12 protein-coding genes are annotated in these 16,834 nt (G+C 62.1%); 8 read left to right on the top strand and 4 right to left on the bottom strand.

Annotation, left to right across the window (positions count from 1 at the left end):
• Positions 1–103: 103 nt before the first annotated feature.
• From NL123_RS27830 to NL123_RS27805, 6 genes are all read left to right on the top strand, one after another.
• Complete coding sequence (locus NL123_RS27830) at positions 104–2,407, top strand: YgiQ family radical SAM protein (protein ID WP_494356760.1); 2,304 nt, start codon at positions 104–106, stop codon at positions 2,405–2,407.
• 203 nt (positions 2,408–2,610) lie between these two features.
• Positions 2,611–3,531 carry an Ssp4 family T6SS effector gene (ssp4, locus tag NL123_RS27825; RefSeq protein WP_494356759.1) on the top strand — a complete coding sequence of 307 codons (921 nt, stop codon included), beginning with the start codon at positions 2,611–2,613 and terminating at the stop codon, positions 3,529–3,531.
• Positions 3,528–3,977, top strand: coding sequence for a hypothetical protein (locus tag NL123_RS27820; RefSeq protein WP_494356758.1), 450 nt, complete (start codon positions 3,528–3,530; stop codon positions 3,975–3,977). Before ssp4 ends, NL123_RS27820 begins: the two co-directional genes overlap by 4 nt.
• Before the next feature lie 187 nt (positions 3,978–4,164).
• Complete coding sequence (locus tag NL123_RS27815; protein WP_494356757.1) at positions 4,165–7,455, top strand: transglutaminase family protein; 3,291 nt, start codon at positions 4,165–4,167, stop codon at positions 7,453–7,455.
• 157 nt (positions 7,456–7,612) lie between these two features.
• The gene (locus NL123_RS27810; protein ID WP_248485871.1) at positions 7,613–10,099 is read left to right on the top strand and encodes a circularly permuted type 2 ATP-grasp protein; all 2,487 of its coding nucleotides are present in this window, start codon (positions 7,613–7,615) and stop codon (positions 10,097–10,099) included.
• Positions 10,099–10,989 (top strand): transglutaminase family protein, encoded by an 891-nt coding sequence (locus tag NL123_RS27805; protein WP_494356756.1) that lies wholly within the window; start codon positions 10,099–10,101, stop codon positions 10,987–10,989. Before NL123_RS27810 ends, NL123_RS27805 begins: the two co-directional genes overlap by 1 nt.
• Before the next feature lie 46 nt (positions 10,990–11,035).
• Here NL123_RS27805 and NL123_RS27800 read toward each other — a convergent pair whose 3' ends face one another.
• The gene (locus NL123_RS27800) at positions 11,036–11,218 is read right to left on the bottom strand and encodes a hypothetical protein (RefSeq protein WP_071491659.1); all 183 of its coding nucleotides are present in this window, start codon (positions 11,216–11,218) and stop codon (positions 11,036–11,038) included.
• Positions 11,219–11,550: 332 nt separating this feature from the next.
• On the opposite strand from NL123_RS27800, the gene azu reads away from it, so the two are divergent.
• On the top strand, positions 11,551–11,997 hold the full coding sequence (gene azu, locus NL123_RS27795) for an azurin (RefSeq protein WP_222540871.1): 447 nt from the start codon (positions 11,551–11,553) through the stop codon (positions 11,995–11,997).
• Between the two features lie 136 nt (positions 11,998–12,133).
• Here azu and nadE read toward each other — a convergent pair whose 3' ends face one another.
• From nadE to NL123_RS27780, 3 genes are all read right to left on the bottom strand, one after another.
• Positions 12,134–12,961: an NAD(+) synthase gene (gene nadE / locus NL123_RS27790; protein ID WP_248485873.1), complete on the bottom strand. Its 828-nt coding sequence runs from the start codon at positions 12,959–12,961 to the stop codon at positions 12,134–12,136.
• A 3-nt stretch (positions 12,962–12,964) separates the two neighbouring features.
• Complete coding sequence (gene pncB, locus NL123_RS27785) at positions 12,965–14,179, bottom strand: nicotinate phosphoribosyltransferase (protein WP_058423444.1); 1,215 nt, start codon at positions 14,177–14,179, stop codon at positions 12,965–12,967.
• A gap of 103 nt (positions 14,180–14,282) precedes the next feature.
• Positions 14,283–15,179, bottom strand: a complete 897-nt coding sequence (locus NL123_RS27780; protein WP_248485874.1) for a LysR family transcriptional regulator — start codon at positions 15,177–15,179, stop codon at positions 14,283–14,285.
• Between the two features lie 153 nt (positions 15,180–15,332).
• On the opposite strand from NL123_RS27780, the gene amaB reads away from it, so the two are divergent.
• Positions 15,333–16,823 carry an L-piperidine-6-carboxylate dehydrogenase gene (gene amaB / locus NL123_RS27775; protein ID WP_494356755.1) on the top strand — a complete coding sequence of 497 codons (1,491 nt, stop codon included), beginning with the start codon at positions 15,333–15,335 and terminating at the stop codon, positions 16,821–16,823.
• Positions 16,824–16,834: the final 11 nt, after the last annotated feature.

Raw genomic sequence — 16,834 nt, 5'->3', positions numbered from 1 at the left:
TGAAATGCCGGTGCGGCAAAAGCCGACCATTGCCGTCGGAATTGGTCAAAATTTGTGCTATATTCCGCGCCCGCGATTTTCCATCTCAACACCGGTCACCGTCATGCAAACAGCCAAGCCTTTATTTGACTATCCCAAGTACTGGGCCGAATGTTTCGGTCCAGCGCCATTCCTGCCGATGAGCAGGGAGGAGATGGATCAGCTTGGCTGGGATTCCTGCGACATCATCATCGTCACCGGTGATGCGTACGTTGACCATCCGTCGTTCGGCATGGCGATCATCGGCCGGCTGCTGGAGTCCCAGGGCTTCCGCGTCGGGATCATTGCGCAGCCGAACTGGCAGTCCAAAGACGACTTCATGAAGCTCGGCGAGCCGAACCTGTTCTTCGGCGTCGCGGCCGGCAACATGGACTCCATGATCAACCGCTACACCGCCGACAAGAAAATCCGCTCCGACGACGCCTACACCCCTGGCGGCATGGCCGGCAAACGCCCGGACCGCGCCAGCCTGGTGTACAGCCAGCGGTGCAAGGAAGCCTACAAGAACGTGCCGATCGTACTCGGCGGCATTGAAGCCTCCCTGCGTCGCATCGCCCACTACGACTACTGGCAGGACCGGGTGCGCAACTCGATCCTGATCGACGCCACCGCCGATATCCTGCTGTACGGCAACGCGGAACGCGCCATCGTCGAGGTTGCCCAGCGCCTGTCGTGGGGCCACAAGATCGAAGACATCACCGATGTGCGCGGTACTGCGTTCATCCGTCGTGACACGCCGGTGGGCTGGTACGAAGTGGACTCCACGCGTATCGACCGTCCGGGCAAGATCGACAAGATCATCAACCCGTACGTGAACACCCAGGACACCCAGGCCTGCGCCATCGAGCAGGAAAAAGGCCCGGTTGAAGACCCGGAAGAAGCCAAGGTCGTCCAGATCCTGGCCAGCCCGAAAATGACCCGCGACAAGACCGTGATCCGCCTGCCCTCGGTGGAGAAAGTCCGTGGCGACGCAGTGCTCTATGCCCATGCCAACCGCGTGTTGCACCTGGAAACCAACCCAGGCAACGCCCGCGCCCTGGTGCAGAAGCACGGCGAAGTGGACGTGTGGTTCAACCCGCCACCCATTCCGATGACCACCGAAGAAATGGACTACGTGTTCGGCATGCCGTACGCCCGCGTCCCGCACCCGGCTTACGGCAAGGAAAAAATCCCGGCCTACGACATGATCCGCTTCTCGGTGAACATCATGCGTGGCTGCTTCGGCGGCTGCACCTTCTGCTCGATCACCGAGCACGAAGGCCGCATCATCCAGAACCGTTCCGAAGAGTCGATCATCCGCGAGATCGAAGAGATCCGCGACAAGGTGCCGGGCTTTACCGGCGTGATCTCCGACCTCGGCGGCCCGACCGCGAACATGTACCGCATCGCCTGCAAGAGCCCGGAGATCGAATCCGCGTGCCGCAAGCCATCGTGCGTGTTCCCTGGTATCTGTCCGAACCTGAACACCGACCACTCGTCGTTGATCCAGCTGTACCGCAGCGCCCGTGCGTTGCCGGGTGTGAAGAAGATCCTGATCGCCTCCGGCCTGCGCTACGACCTGGCGGTCGAGTCGCCGGAATACGTGAAAGAGCTGGTCACCCACCACGTCGGTGGCTACCTCAAGATCGCCCCGGAACACACCGAGGAAGGTCCGCTCAACCAGATGATGAAACCGGGCATTGGCAGCTATGACAAGTTCAAGCGCATGTTCGAGAAGTACACCAAGGAAGCAGGCAAGGAGCAGTACCTGATTCCGTACTTCATCGCCGCCCACCCGGGCACCACCGATGAAGACATGATGAACCTGGCCCTGTGGCTCAAGGGCAATGGCTTCCGCGCCGACCAGGTGCAGGCGTTCTACCCGTCGCCGATGGCCACCGCCACGGCCATGTACCACTCGGGCAAGAACCCGCTGCGCAAGGTCACCTACAAGAGCGACGCGGTGACCATCGTCAAGAGCGAAGAGCAGCGCCGTCTGCACAAGGCGTTCCTGCGTTACCACGACCCGAAAGGCTGGCCGATGCTGCGTGAAGCACTGACCCGCATGGGCCGCGCCGACCTGATCGGGCCGGGCAAGGACCAACTGATCCCGCTGCACCAGCCGAGTACCGACAGCTACCAGAGCGCCCGTCGCAAGAACTCGACGCCGGCTGGCAGCCACAAGGTCGCCAAGGAAACCACCACGAAGATCCTCACCCAGCACACCGGCCTGCCGCCGCGCGGCAGTGACGGCAGCAACCCGTGGGACAAGCGTGAGCAAGCCAAGGCTGCGGCCCAGGCGCGCAACAAGCAGGCCGCCAAGGAACGCGCGGATGCGGCCAAGGGCAAGGGCGGCAAGCCTGCGCGCAAGCCGGTCGTGCCGCGTTGATCGCAGCCTGAACATGCCAGACGCCAGCCTCGTGCTGGCGTTTTGCTTTCTAGCTGTTGGGTAACCTGTTTGCTAAGGTGGCGCCCATTAAATCGCTATCGCAGGCAAGCCCCCTCCCACATTCGACCGCATTCCAAATGTGGGAGGGGGCTTGCCCGCGATGGGGCCCGCCTGGTCACCATCATTCTCAAGGAAGAACACTCATGGCTAACCCCCTGGCCTCCATCGGCATGGACTCCAACCGCTCGCAGTTCATGGCGCGCCAACGCATCGAAAGCCAGATCAACCTGCCACGCCTGTTCGCGGCCATTGACGCCGATCCAGGTATCGTTGGCGCAGGCGTCGTATACATCGACGCCGATTTCAACGTCATCACCCTGCGCGAATTCAAGCCCATCTGCAGCATCAAGCCTAAGCGCATCATTTTGCGTGAAGCACAGAAGTACATTGCGCCGACGCAGTTTGCTCAACATGTCGTGAGCAATCCTCGAGAGTCCCGACTGATTGGCGAAGCCGTCAATACCGGAATCTCCTGCCTGGGGGCTGTCATCAGCTGGGCTGCGATCGCCAGTGGAACCATTCTGGTGCCTTTCAGTGCCGGCGCCAGTTCCGTCATCGTTGTGGTGGGATATGCGGCTGCCGGTGCAAGTTCGCTCCAGTGTTTCAACGGCATTGCTCGAACAGCGCTGGAGGTCGCCAAACCGGAGGTAAACGATTGGCTCGACAGTGAGGGCTGGTACCAGAATGCATCCGTTGTGTTGGACGCCGTATCACTGGCCGGCGTAGGTGGTTCGGCCCTGACGACGGTCAAGCTGGTCAGGGCTGCCAAAGCATCGACGGGCAAGAGCCTGCGTGACGTGCTTCGCGGTTTGAATCGCCAGGAAAGAGCCAAGCTGACGAAAGAGCTGCTCAGCATCAACCATCCCAGCTTGACCGCGAAGATGCTCAAGTTGAGGCAGGCGTCGGGCGAACTCACCAAGCGTTTCACCCCTACGCAGCTCAAGCACAGCACCACTACCCAGATCAAAGACGTCCTGGGCGCAACCATAGGATTTGGCGGGAGTGCGTACTCCGGAAACGTCAATACCATCGCGATAGGGTTGTACGAGGAAATAAACGAATGAACGAGTTAATGACGCTACGCGACTTTTTCAGGCATTACTTTCTGACGTTTATTGGCGGTGTATTCGCTGCTTACTTTTCGTTGGCGTTGGCTGTGGCGCTGGCCTTTGTCACCTATTTTCGTGATGTGCCCCTTGCTCAAGTGGGGCTCAAGATCATGTCTGCCGGGGCGCTGCTCATTCTGTTGACGGTCCATAGCAACTTTATGATTTTGCGGGGCCGCCCCTCCTGGGTGTGGGTGATGGTCGGCATCTACGTCGCCTGTCTACTGTTTGTAGTTCCGATGATTCAATTCCAGCCTCACAAAATTCTTTATGGGTTGGCGCTGTTATTCCCATTGCTCGGATTATTGACACTTAACAGCAAGGTTCAACGAGAGATGCGCCAGACGCTGCTTGAGATCCGCCACCTGCGCCAAGCCGCGATTGCCAGGCGCAAAACCGCTTGATTGGGTAGATTCCCCACCCACCTTCACACCCGCGCCACAAATATGTGCGTCACTTGCACCAGAGCATCGCCGTTGGCGCCGTTTTGGTGCTGTACTGCACCGGGTCCCACGATAAAGCGCAATGACCGCCGCTCTGGCATAAGTCTTGCGCGCTTTGTGTCCATGCCCTGGCTCGCAGGAGGCCGCCGTGTCGATTCATGTCGCGTTGCACCACGTTACGCATTACCGCTACGACCGCGCTGTCGAACTCGGCCCGCAGATCGTACGGTTGCGTCCGGCCGCCCATAGCCGCACGCGGATTCTGTCCTACGCACTGAAAGTGCTGCCCGAGCAGCACTTCATCAATTGGCAGCAAGACCCCCAGGGCAATTACCTAGCGCGGTTGGTGTTCCCGGAGAAGACCGATGAGCTGCGCATCGAGGTCGACCTGGTCGCCGAGATGGCGGTGTTCAACCCGTTCGACTTTTTCCTTGAGCCCTACGCCGAAAAAATCCCCTTCAGCTATGCCGCCGATGAACAGCGCGAGCTGGCGCCGTACCTGGAAACCCTGCCGCTGACGCCGAAGTTTGCGGCCTACCTTGCGGGCATCGACCGTACTCCATTGCCGGCCGTGGATTTCCTGGTGGGCCTCAACCAGCGCCTGGCGGCCGATATCGGCTACCTGATCCGTATGGAACCGGGCGTGCAGACGCCGGAATTCACCCTGGAAAACGCCTCCGGCTCCTGCCGTGATTCGGCCTGGCTGCTGGTGCAATTACTGCGCAACCTGGGCTTGGCGGCGCGGTTTGTGTCTGGCTATCTGATCCAGTTGACCGCCGACGTCAAAGCCCTCGACGGCCCGTCCGGCACCGAAGTGGACTTCACCGACCTGCACGCCTGGTGCGAAGTGTATTTGCCCGGCGCCGGTTGGATCGGCCTGGATGCCACCTCTGGGTTGTTCGCCGGTGAAGGGCATATTCCGTTGGCCTGCAGTCCCGATCCCTCGTCTGCCGCGCCGATCAGTGGGTTGGTGGAGCCGTGCGAGTGTGAATTCACCCACGAAATGTCGGTAGAGAGGATTTGGGAGGCCCCACGGGTCACCAAGCCCTACACCGAGGAACAGTGGCTGGCGATCCAGGCACTGGGCCGGCAGATCGATGGCGACCTGCTCAAGGACGATGTCCGCCTGACCATGGGTGGCGAGCCGACCTTTGTCTCCATCGACGATCCCGACGGCGCCGAATGGAACACCGCCGCCCTCGGCCCGGACAAACGCCGCCTGTCCGCCGAGCTGTTCCAGCGCATGCGCAAGCACTACGCGCTCAAAGGGCTGGTGCACTTCGGCCAGGGCAAGTGGTACCCCGGCGAGCAACTGCCGCGCTGGTCGCTCAACTGCTACTGGCGCCGCGACGGCGTGCCGATCTGGCACAACAGCGCGTTGATCGCCGATGAGCAAGCAGATTACGGCGCGGACGGCGTGATGGCCGGGCGTTTCCTGGCCAGCGTCGCCGAGCGCCTTAAGCTGCCGGCACGCTTTGTGTTCCCGGCCTTCGAAGACAATTTCTACTACCTGTGGCGCGAAGGTGCGCTGCCGCAGAACGTCACCGCCCAGGACCCGCGCCTGGGCGATGAGCTGGAGCGCGAACGCCTGCGCAAGGTGTTCGCCCAGGGCCTGGATAAAATCATCGGGCAAGTACTGCCGCTGGCGCGTACGCCTGCCAATGATCGTTGGCAGAGTGGGCGCTGGTACCTGCGCGATAACCACTGCCGTTTGGTGCCGGGGGATTCTCCCCTGGGCTATCGCCTGCCGTTGGCCTCGCAGCCGTGGGTGACGGCGGCGGAGTATCCGTTTGTGCATCCGACTGACCCTAACCAGGATCAGCCCGAGCTGCCGACTACCGCCCAACTGCAAAGCCATGGCGAACCTGCGCCGAGTGATGAGCGCGTGCCCAAGGTGGACGAGTCTGCCGACTGGCTGACCCGCACCGCGCTGTGCGCCGAAGCGCGGGAAGGGCGGCTCTATCTGTTCATGCCGCCGCTGGAGCGCGTCGAGGACTATCTGGAGCTGGTGGCGGCCATCGAAGCCACCGCCGAAGAACTGCACTGCCCGGTCTTGCTCGAAGGCTACGAGCCACCGGCCGACACGCGCCTGAGCAACTTCCGCGTCACGCCGGACCCGGGTGTGATCGAAGTCAACGTGCAGCCGTCCGCCTCTTGGGACGAGTTGGTGGAGCGCACCGAGTTCCTCTACGAAGAGGCGCGGCAAACCCGCCTGACTACCGAGAAATTCATGATCGACGGGCGCCACACCGGCACCGGTGGCGGTAATCATTTCGTGCTCGGTGGCGCCACGCCCAAGGACTCGCCGTTCCTGCGTCGCCCCGATCTACTGCGCAGCCTGATCAGCTACTGGCACAACCACCCGTCGTTGTCCTACTTGTTTTCCGGCTTGTTCATCGGCCCGACCTCCCAGGCGCCACGGGTCGACGAGGCGCGCAACGATGCACTGTACGAGCTGGAAATCGCCTTCGCACAAATGCCTGCTCCCGGCGAAGAATGCCCGCCCTGGATGGTCGACCGCCTGCTGCGCAACCTGCTGATCGACGTGACCGGCAACACCCACCGCGCCGAATTCTGCATCGACAAACTCTACTCACCGGACGGCGCTACCGGCCGCCTGGGCCTGCTGGAACTGCGTGCATTCGAGATGCCGCCCCATGCACGCATGAGCCTGACCCAGCAACTGCTGTTGCGCGCCTTGGTCGCGCGCTTTTGGCGCGAGCCCTACGCACCGCCTAAGCTGGCGCGCTGGGGTACCGAGTTGCACGACCGTTTCCTGCTGCCGCACTTCATCGAGCAGGATTTTGCCGATGTGATCGTCGAGCTCAACGCAGCTGGCTACCCGCTGCGCGCCGAGTGGTTTGCCGCGCACCTGGAATTCCGTTTTCCCAAGGTCGGCGACTACGCCGTCAGCGGTATCGAGCTGGAACTGCGCCAGGCCCTGGAGCCCTGGCATGTGCTGGGCGAGGAGGGCGCGGTGGGTGGTACGGTGCGCTATGTGGATTCGTCGCTGGAACGCCTGCAAGTCAAACTGACCGGGCTGCCACCGCAACGCTACCTGCTGACCTGCAACGGCATCCCGGTGCCGCTGCAAGCCACCGGACGCGTTGGTGAGTTTGTCGCCGGTGTGCGTTACCGCGCCTGGCAACCGGCCAACTGCCTGCAACCAACCATCCCGGTGCATGCGCCGTTGGTGTTCGATCTGCTGGATACCTGGATGCAGCGTTCGCTGGGCGGCTGCCAGTACCATGTGGCCCATCCGGGTGGACGCAATTACGACAGCTTGCCGGTAAATGCCAATGAGGCGGAGAGCCGGCGGATGGCGCGGTTTTTCAGGCTTGGGCATAGCCCCGGCAAGCTTCCCGTACCGACGGTAACCGTCAACGATGAATTACCGATGACCCTGGATATGCGGCGCCACCCCAATAAAAATGACTGAACACTGTTTAAATGTGGGAGGGGGCTTGCCCCCGATTGCGGTGTGTCTGCTGTCCATCTGTTGCCTGACAGTCCGCCATCGGGGGCAAGCCCCCTCCCACAGTAGATTGCAGTGAATTTGAGTTAATCTGAGCCCCCTTGCCCCTGCCGAGCGTTCCATGTCCGACTTGCTCGACCGTTACCCGCTGACCGCGGGCACTTATCACGAACTGCTGGACGACAGCGGCGCAGTGCGTGCCCATTGGCAGCGCCTGCTCGACCACCTGCAACGCAGCACGCCCGCACAACTGGCCCAGCGCCAGGCGCTGCTGACCCGGCAGATCCAGGAAAACGGCGTGACCTACAATGTCTACGCCGACCCCAAGGGCGCCGACCGCCCCTGGGAATTGGACCTGCTGCCCCATGTGCTGGCCGCCGATGAATGGCAGCACCTGTCCGCCGGTATCGCCCAGCGTGCACGCTTGCTCAATGCCGTGCTTGCCGACCTGTACGGTCCGCAACGCCTGATCAAGGAAGGCTTGCTGCCGGCCGAGCTGGTGTTCGGGCATAACAATTTCCTGTGGCCGTGCCAGGGTATCCAGCCGCCGGACGGTGCCTTTTTGCACCTGTACGCCGTGGACCTTGCGCGCACGCCGGATGGCCGCTGGTGGGTCACCGCCGACCGGACCCAGGCGCCGTCTGGCGCCGGTTACGCGTTGGAAAACCGCACCATCGTGTCCCGTGCCTTTCCGGATCTGTACCGCGACTTGCAGGTGCAGCACCTCACCGGTTTCTTCCGCACTTTGCAGGAAACCCTGGCCCGCCAGGCGCCGGGTGACGACCAGCCGCCGCTGATCGTGCTGCTCACCCCGGGCCGGTTCAACGAAAGCTATTTCGAGCACCTCTACCTCGCCCGCCAACTCGGCTACCCGCTGGTGGAAGGTGGCGACCTCACTGTGCGTGACAGCACGGTATTCTTGAAAACCCTCAGCGGCCTGCGCCGGGTGCACGCGATCATGCGCCGCCTGGATGATGACTTCTGCGACCCGCTGGAACTGCGCACCGACTCGGCCCTCGGTGTGCCCGGCCTGCTCGATGCGGTACGGCAAGGCAACGTGCTGGTGGCCAATGCCCTGGGCAGCGGTGTGCTGGAATCCCCCGGCTTGCTGGGCTTCCTGCCGAAGATCAACGAGTTCCTGTTTGGCGAAGCACTGATCCTGCCGTCCATCGCCACCTGGTGGTGCGGTGAAGCGCCGGTACTGGCCGAGGCGCTGGAGAAACTGCCGGAGCTGCTGATCAAGCCTGCGTTTCCGTCGCAGAGTTTCACCCCGGTATTTGGCCGCGACCTGGACGACGCACAGCGCCAGGCCCTGGCCGAGCGCATGCGTGCGCGGCCCTACGCGTACGTCGCCCAGGAGCTGGCGCAGCTGTCCCAGGCGCCGGTGTGGCACACCGTCGATGACCACCTGCAACACCGTGCCATCGGCATGCGGGTGTACGCCGTGGCCAGCGATGAGGGCTATCGCGTGTTGCCCGGCGGCCTGACACGAGTGGCCGCCGAAGCCGATGCCGAAGTGGTGTCGATGCAACGCGGTGGTGCCAGTAAAGACACCTGGGTGCTCGGCGAGCGCGCTTCCGGTGGTGAACATTGGCGTGCACAGCGCGCAATCGGCGCCCATGACCTGGTGCGCCGCGATCCTTACCTGCCGTCCCGTGTGGTGGAAAACCTGTTCTGGTTCGGTCGTTATTGCGAGCGCTGTGATGACAGTGCGCGCTGGCTGCGCATCGTGCTGGCGCGTTATGTGGACGGTGACGATCCGCTGGCCTTGCAGGCTGCCGTCGAGCTGGGCGAGAACCTGCGTTTGCTGCCGGAAGAGGGCGAGTTGCCGGAACGCCTGCTGGCGGCGTTGCTCGGTGACGACTGGCCCTCAAGCCTGCGCGCCAACCTGCAACGCTTGCAGTGGGCGGCGTCCCAGGTGCGCGGCAAGCTGTCCCGGGAGAACTGGCAGGCCCTGGTGGAGCTGCAACGTGAAGCCCTGGAGCTGGAAAGCGAGTCACCGGATTTTGGCGAGTTGCTGGACTTTCTCAACCGCCTGGTAATGTCCCTGGCGGCGCTGTCCGGGTTCGCCCTGGACGACATGACCCGCGACGAAGGCTGGCGCTTCCTGATGATGGGCCGGCGCATCGAGCGCCTGCAATTCCTCAGCAGCAGCCTGGCGGCATTCCTGCGCGGTGTGGCCGTGTTCGATCAGGCCGGGTTGGAGTGGTTGTTGGAATTGGGCAACAGCAGCATCACCTATCGCTCGCGCTACCTGGCGGTGCCGCAGTTGATCCCGGTGCTTGATTTGTTGCTGCTGGATGAACAGAACCCTCATGCGGTGCTGTTCCAGCTCAAACTGGTGAGCCGCACCCTGCGCCGTCTCAACGATGACTTTGGCGTGCCGCGTGAAACCGGCCTCGGCCCGTTGGTCGAGCGCTTGGCGCGCTTTGATTTGGGGTGCCTAGAGAACCCGTTGTTCGGCGAGTCCAGCGTGCGTGCCGCGCTGGACGGCCTGGCCGACCTGCTGCAAGCGGTGGCCGATGAGAGTGGGCAAGTGTCGGATCGCCTGGCCTTGCGCCATTTTGCCCATGTGGATGATGTCAGCCAGCAAACGGTGTCAGTGTGATGAGTGCGCGCTACCAGATTTTCCACGATACCCATTACCACTACGACAGCCCGGTGTCACTGGCCCAGCAGCTGGCGCACCTGTGGCCACGGCCGTGCGCCTGGCAGCGCTGCAGCTCGCAGCAACTGGATATCAGCCCGCAGCCGTCGTCGCGCCGCGATGAGCTGGACGTGTTCGGCAACCCGATCACCCGCCTGGCATTCGAGCGGCCCCATGACGAACTGCTGGTCAATGCCGGGCTGACCGTGGAAGTGCTGGCGCGGCCGGTGCTGGATTTCCAGCAATCGCCGGCCTGGGACCAGACCCGCGACCGCCTGACTTACAGCAGCCAGCCGGTGCCAGGCGAGTTGATCGAAGCCTGCCGCTATCGTTTCGAATCGCCCTACGTGCACCTGAAGAAAACCTTCGTCCAGTTCTCCGAAAGCTGTTTCCCGCCTGGCGCGCCTTTGCTGCTGGGCGTGCAGGCGTTGATGGAAAAAATCTTCAGCGAATTCACCTTCGATGCCGAAGCCACCCAGGTCGCCACGCCGCTGGTGGAAGTGCTGGAGCGCCGTCGCGGCGTGTGCCAGGACTTCGCCCACCTGATGCTCGCCTGCCTGCGCTCCCGCGGCCTGGCAGCGCGCTATATCAGCGGCTATCTGCTGACCCAGCCACCGCCCGGCCAGCCACGGCTGATCGGCGCCGATGCGTCCCATGCGTGGGTCTCGGTGTATTGCCCGGTTTCAGGCTGGGTGGACTTTGATCCGACGAACAATGTGCAGCCGGCACTGGAGCACATCACCCTGGCCTGGGGCCGGGACTTTTCCGATGTGTCGCCGTTGCGGGGGGTGATTCTGGGGGGAGGGAGCCATGACCCGGAGGTGCGGGTGACGGTGATGCCGCTGGAATGATGGTTGATTGTGCCGAGCCGGAGCAGCCGGCTCAGCACAAAGGAAATTATTCAGCCGGATCTTTTGGTGTTTCGCTCTCGTCGCTCGTTACTTCAGCATCTGCATCCGGGTTCAGTGCGCCGGCCTCTTCGTCTGCAGCGGCTTTCTTGCGTTGCAGTTTTTCCTCTTTCTTCTGTTCCTTGGCCAAGTCTCTCTGACGTTTGGCGAAGGAGTAATTAGGTTTGGCCATGGGCGATCCTCTAGGGTCGAAGGTGAGGGTGGCGGCGCGCAGCTGCCTTGGGCTGCCATGGTAGCAGCTTAGCACCGCGCTTGGCCTTCACTTACCGCAGGCGTAGGCGGCCAGCAGGCCGTTGAACAGTTGATTGAGGTGCATGGCTCGGGCTCCAGTGGGTGATGGGCCGATCATAATCAGCGTGCGGCACTTTGGCTGGTTGATTGTGTCGATAAGTCTGATAGCCTAAAGTTGTATACAATCTGTTGATTCAGGTCATAAGAATTTCTGCCTGCTTCAGGCACCCTTGTCGCATTACGCGTTTTTTAAACCCTGCCTTGGAGATTCACATGTTTGCCAAACTCGTTGCTGTTTCCCTGCTGACTCTGGCGAGCGGCCAGTTGCTTGCTGCAGAGTGCAAGGTCACTGTCGACTCCACCGACCAAATGTCCTTCAACACCAAAGCCATCGAAATCGACAAGAGCTGCAAGACATTCACCGTCGAGCTGACGCACTCCGGCAACCTGCCGAAAAACGTCATGGGCCATAACTGGGTGCTGACCAGCGCCGCCGACATGCAGCCGGTTGCCACTGACGGCATGGCCGCCGGTATCGACAAGAACTACCTGAAAGAAGGCGACACTCGCATCATCGCCCACACCAAAATCATCGGTGCCGGCGAGAAAGACTCGGTGACCTTCGACGTGTCGAAGCTGGCCGCCGGGACTGACTACGCGTTCTTCTGCTCGTTCCCAGGCCACATCTCGATGATGAAAGGCACTGTGACCGTCAAGTAACACCGCATCATCGTTCATCGGGGGCAAGCCCCCTCCCACATTCAACCGCATTCTCATGTTGGAACTCGGTCAACTGTGGGAGGGGGCTTGCCCCCGATGGCGTCTTGACAATCAACACGAAACTTTCGGCTTCACCTTATGGCGCAAACGGCATGACCCGCTTGTGCTCCGTCTTGCGATACGTCTCGCAGATAATCCTGAACGCTTCCTCACGTACCGGCTCGCCGTGCAGGAACGCATCGATCTCCGCGTAGGTCACGCCATGTGACGCTTCGTCCGGCTTGCCCGGCGACAGGTCTTCCAGGTCCGCAGTAGGCACTTTTTCCACCAGCGACTCCGGCGCCCCAAAGTGCCGCGCAATCGCACGCACCTGGTTCTTCACCAGCCCGCTCAACGGTGCCAGGTCGCACGCGCCGTCACCGAACTTGGTGAAAAAGCCCATCACCGCTTCCGCCGCATGGTCGGTGCCGATCACCAGGCCACCGGCTGCGCCGGCGATGGTGTACTGCGCCACCATGCGCATGCGCGCCTTGGTGTTGCCCAGCACGAAATCGCGGGACACCGCCGCTTTGCCTTCAAATGCCGCGACCTCACTGGCCAGGGCTTTGACCGCCGGGCCAATGTTCACGGTGTGGCGCTCGTCCGGCTCGATAAAGTCCACCGAGGCCGTGGCGTCGATTTCGTCGAACTGGGTTTCGTAAGGCAGGCGCACGGCGATAAAGCGGTAAGCCTCATCACCCGTGCTTTCACGCAGTTCCTTCATTGCACGTTGGGCCAAGAGGCCGGCGGTCAGGGAGTCGACGCCACCGCTGATGCCCAGCACCAGCGCCTTGAGCCCGGACTTGCGCAGGCAATCCTGGATAAACGCCACGCGGCGGGCAACCTCGGCCTCAAGGGCGGCCTGGTCGTTGAACGGCGCTTGGACCTTGAGCTGCTGCGCAATCTCACGCTGTACGGCTTGCATGATTCACTCCTTGCTTGGTAGGGCAGGTACTTTGAAAACGTGACGCAAATAGGCGACGAAATTCGGGTCGGTGCAGTGGGTCTTGCCCGCTTCATCGGAGATCTTTGCGACGGGCTGGCCATTGCAGGCCGTCATTTTAAGTACGATGCTCATCGGCTCGACACCCGGAATGTCACAGGTCAGGTTGGTGCCGATGCCAAAGCTCACATTGATCCGACCACGCAGCGCGCGGAATATTTCCAGGGCCTTGGGCAGCGAGAGGCTGTCGGAGAACACCAGGGTTTTGCTCATCGGTTCGATGCCGAGCTTGTGGTAGTGGGCGATGGCTTTTTCCGCCCACTGCACCGGGTCACCGGAGTCATGGCGCAGGCCGTCGAACAGCTTGGCGAAGTACAAGTCGAAGTCGCCGAGGAACGCGTCGGTGGTGATGCAGTCGGTCAGCGCAATGCCCAGCAGGCCACGGTATTCGCGGACCCAGCAGTCCAGCGCGGCGATCTGGCTGTCGATCAGGCGTGGGCCGAGTTGCTGGTGGGCCATGATCCATTCGTGGGCCATGGTGCCCAGCGGCTTCATGTCGAACTCGCGGGCCAGGTGTACGTTGCTGGTGCCGACAAAGCGCCCGGGGAAGTCATGCTTGAGCACGCTGACCACTTCTTCCTGCACGCGGTACGAGAAGCGCCGGCGCGTGCCGAAGTCGGCCACTTGCAGCTCGGACAGCTCGTCGCTGCTGGCGTTGGCGGTCAGCCAGTCGAACTTGCGGTACAGCTGTTCGCGGGCCTGTTCGAGGATCACCGTCTGGTAGCGATAGCGATTACGCACTTCGCTGACGATGGCCAGCATCGGCACTTCAAACAGAATCACATGCAGCCACGGCCCGCGCAGGCGGATGAACAGCTCGCCGTTCTCGATGCCAGTCTGCACGTAGCGCAGGTTGAAGCGGAACAGCCCAAGGAAACGCAAAAAGTCCGGCTTCATGAAGCTGATACGCTCCAGGAAGCCCAGTTGATCGGGGCTCAGGCTCAATTCGGCGAGGCGCTCGATCTGATAGCGGATCTCCGCCAGGTACGGGCGCAGGTCTTCGCTGTTACGGCAACGGAACTCCCATTCAACTTCCACATTGGGGTAGTTGTGCAGCACCGCCTGCATCATGGTCAGCTTGTAGAAGTCGGTGTCGAGCAAGTTCTGCACGATGCGATCGGCAAACACACTCTCGCTCATAACGGGAATCTCCAGACGGGACGGCGATGGGCGCCGACCTTTACGCACAATTAAGAAAGGGGGCTAGTGGCGCATAGACGTGGGTCGGTTTGCCAGTGTTTTTTCAGTCGGCATCTAGCTGCTCCATCATCCACTTCACAAAATCACGCACTTTGGGCACCTCCGCCGAATGCTCCGGGTAGGCCAGGTAATAGGCGTCCTGGCTCGGCATCGCATGTTGCCAGGGGATCACCAGTTTGCCCTCGGCCAGTTCCTCTGCCACCAGGAAGCGCGGCAGCAAGGCTACGCCGCAGCCCACCTGCGCCGCCCGAATGCACATATAGAAGGTATCGAAACGTGGCCCGTGGTAGCTGTGTTCGGTCTGGTAACCCTGGCTGGCGAACCAGTCATGCCAGCCCTGGGGGCGCGAGGCGTTTTGCAGCAGCACCAGGTCGCTGAGTTGCGTGGGGTCGGTGAAGGGCCGCGCCGGCAGGCTTTCCGGTGCGCACACCGGCACCAGTTCTTCGCTGAACAGCTTCAGGCTCTCGGTGCCAGGGCGTGAACCCTGGCCGAAATAGAAGGCCATGTCGGCCTTGCCTTGCAGCAGCTCGTCCGGCTCCTGCTCGTTGCACAGGTCCAGGTGGATCTGCGGGTGACGCAGCCGCCAGCCCTTGAGGCGCGGCACCAGCCAGCGCGCGCCGAAGGTGTAGGGCGTGGACACGCGCAGTACTTCGGTCTCGCCGCCGTAGGAACGCAGGTAGTGGGTGGACATCTCCACCTGGGTGAGGATCTTGCGCACTTCCACCAGGTACAGGTCGCCTGCCGGAGTCATCTGCAAACGGCGGCGCACCCGGCGAAACAGCAGGTGTTGCAGCAATTCTTCCAACTGCGCCACCTGTTTGCTCACGGCGCTCTGGGTGAGATTCAGCTCCTCGGCGGCGCGGGTAAAGCTCAGGTGGCGGGTGGCGGCTTCGAAGCACTGTAAGGCGGTGATCGAGGGCAAATGTCTTTTGTTCAGCACGGCGTGCCTCTTTTTATGCTTTGCATGAATAAACGGAATGATATCTCGCCTAATCGTCGTTTGTTGGCAAGTCTTGGGCCAGCTACAAATAAGGCCTGGATCGCCGTGTGTGTGACGGTGCGAATTTTCTGTTTGAAATTGAAGGAGTGACCCATGGTTGCCGCATTGCTTGATCGTCTCGGGGTAAACCCGGCGTTGTACCAGTCGGGTAAACAACCTGTGCATTCGCCGATCGATGGCAGCCGTATCGGCAGTGTGCACTGGGAAGGCGCCGCCGAGGTGGAGCAACAGGTCAGTCGCGCCGAGCATGCATTCGAAGCCTGGCGCAAAGTGCCCGCGCCGCGCCGTGGCGAACTGGTGCGCCAATTTGGCGATGTGTTGCGTGAATACAAGGCCGACCTGGGCGAGCTGGTGTCCTGGGAAGCCGGCAAGATCACCCAGGAAGGCCTGGGCGAAGTGCAGGAAATGATCGACATCTGCGACTTCGCCGTCGGCCTGTCGCGCCAATTGTACGGCTTGACCATCGCCTCCGAGCGCCCGGGCCACCATATGCGTGAAACCTGGCACCCGCTGGGCGTGGTCGGCGTGATCAGTGCCTTCAACTTCCCGGTGGCGGTGTGGGCGTGGAACACCGCCCTGGCGCTGGTATGCGGCAACGCGGTGATCTGGAAACCGTCGGAAAAGACCCCGCTCACCGCCCTGGCCTGCCAGGCGTTGTTCGAGCGTGTACTGAAAAAATTCGACGGCGCCCCGGAGTACCTGAGCCAGGTGATCATCGGCGGCCGCGACGCCGGTGCCGCGCTGGTGGACGACCCGCGCGTCGCCCTGATCAGCGCCACCGGCAGCACCCGCATGGGCCGCGAAGTGGCGCCGAAAGTCGCCGCACGGTTCGCCCGCAGCATCCTGGAGCTGGGCGGCAACAACGCGATGATCCTTGGCCCAAGCGCCGACCTGGACATGGCCGTGCGCGCCATCCTGTTCAGCGCCGTTGGCACTGCCGGTCAGCGCTGCACCACCTTGCGTCGGCTGATCGCCCATGAATCGGTCAAGGAAGAAATCGTCACCCGCCTCAAGGCGGCCTATTCCAAGGTGCGCATCGGCCACCCGCTGGAAGGCAACCTGATCGGCCCGCTGATCGACAAGCACGGCTTCGACAACATGCAGGACGCGCTAGAGCAGGCCCTGAGCGAAGGCGGCAAGGTGTTCGGCGGCAAGCGCCAACTGGAAGACACATTCCCGAATGCCTACTACGTGTCGCCGGCGATTGTGGAAATGCCCGAGCAAAGCGATGTGGTGTGCACCGAGACCTTCGCGCCGATTCTCTACGTGGTCGGCTACACCGACTTCGCCGAGGCCCTGCGCCTGAACAACGCCGTGCCCCAAGGTTTGTCGTCGTGCATCTTCACCACCGACGTGCGTGAAGCCGAGCAGTTCATGTCGGCGGTGGGCAGCGACTGCGGTATCGCCAACGTCAACATCGGCCCGAGCGGCGCGGAAATCGGTGGCGCGTTCGGTGGGGAGAAAGAGACCGGTGGCGGGCGTGAGTCGGGTTCGGATGCGTGGCGCGGGTACATGCGTCGGCAGACCAATACTGTCAATTACTCGCTTGAGCTGCCATTGGCACAAGGCATTACATTCGACTGATTCTGCTGGCT

The organism is Pseudomonas sp. FBCC-B1565, assembly GCF_059133265.1.
This window is presented reverse-complemented; position numbering and strand designations above follow the sequence as displayed.

Bases quoted from the DNA above. Each gene is read 5' to 3' on its own strand.
- ssp4 (WP_494356759.1), top strand. From the start codon at position 2,611: ATGGCTAACCCCCTGGCCTCCATCGGCATGGACTCCAACCGCTCGCAG.
- NL123_RS27810 (WP_248485871.1), top strand. From the start codon at position 7,613: ATGTCCGACTTGCTCGACCGTTACCCGCTGACCGCGGGCACTTATCAC.
- NL123_RS27805 (WP_494356756.1), top strand. From the start codon at position 10,099: ATGAGTGCGCGCTACCAGATTTTCCACGATACCCATTACCACTACGAC.
- NL123_RS27830 (WP_494356760.1), top strand. From the start codon at position 104: ATGCAAACAGCCAAGCCTTTATTTGACTATCCCAAGTACTGGGCCGAA.
- amaB (WP_494356755.1), top strand. From the start codon at position 15,333: ATGGTTGCCGCATTGCTTGATCGTCTCGGGGTAAACCCGGCGTTGTAC.
- pncB (WP_058423444.1), bottom strand. From the start codon at position 14,179: ATGAGCGAGAGTGTGTTTGCCGATCGCATCGTGCAGAACTTGCTCGAC.
- NL123_RS27800 (WP_071491659.1), bottom strand. From the start codon at position 11,218: ATGGCCAAACCTAATTACTCCTTCGCCAAACGTCAGAGAGACTTGGCC.
- azu (WP_222540871.1), top strand. From the start codon at position 11,551: ATGTTTGCCAAACTCGTTGCTGTTTCCCTGCTGACTCTGGCGAGCGGC.
- NL123_RS27820 (WP_494356758.1), top strand. From the start codon at position 3,528: ATGAACGAGTTAATGACGCTACGCGACTTTTTCAGGCATTACTTTCTG.
- nadE (WP_248485873.1), bottom strand. From the start codon at position 12,961: ATGCAAGCCGTACAGCGTGAGATTGCGCAGCAGCTCAAGGTCCAAGCG.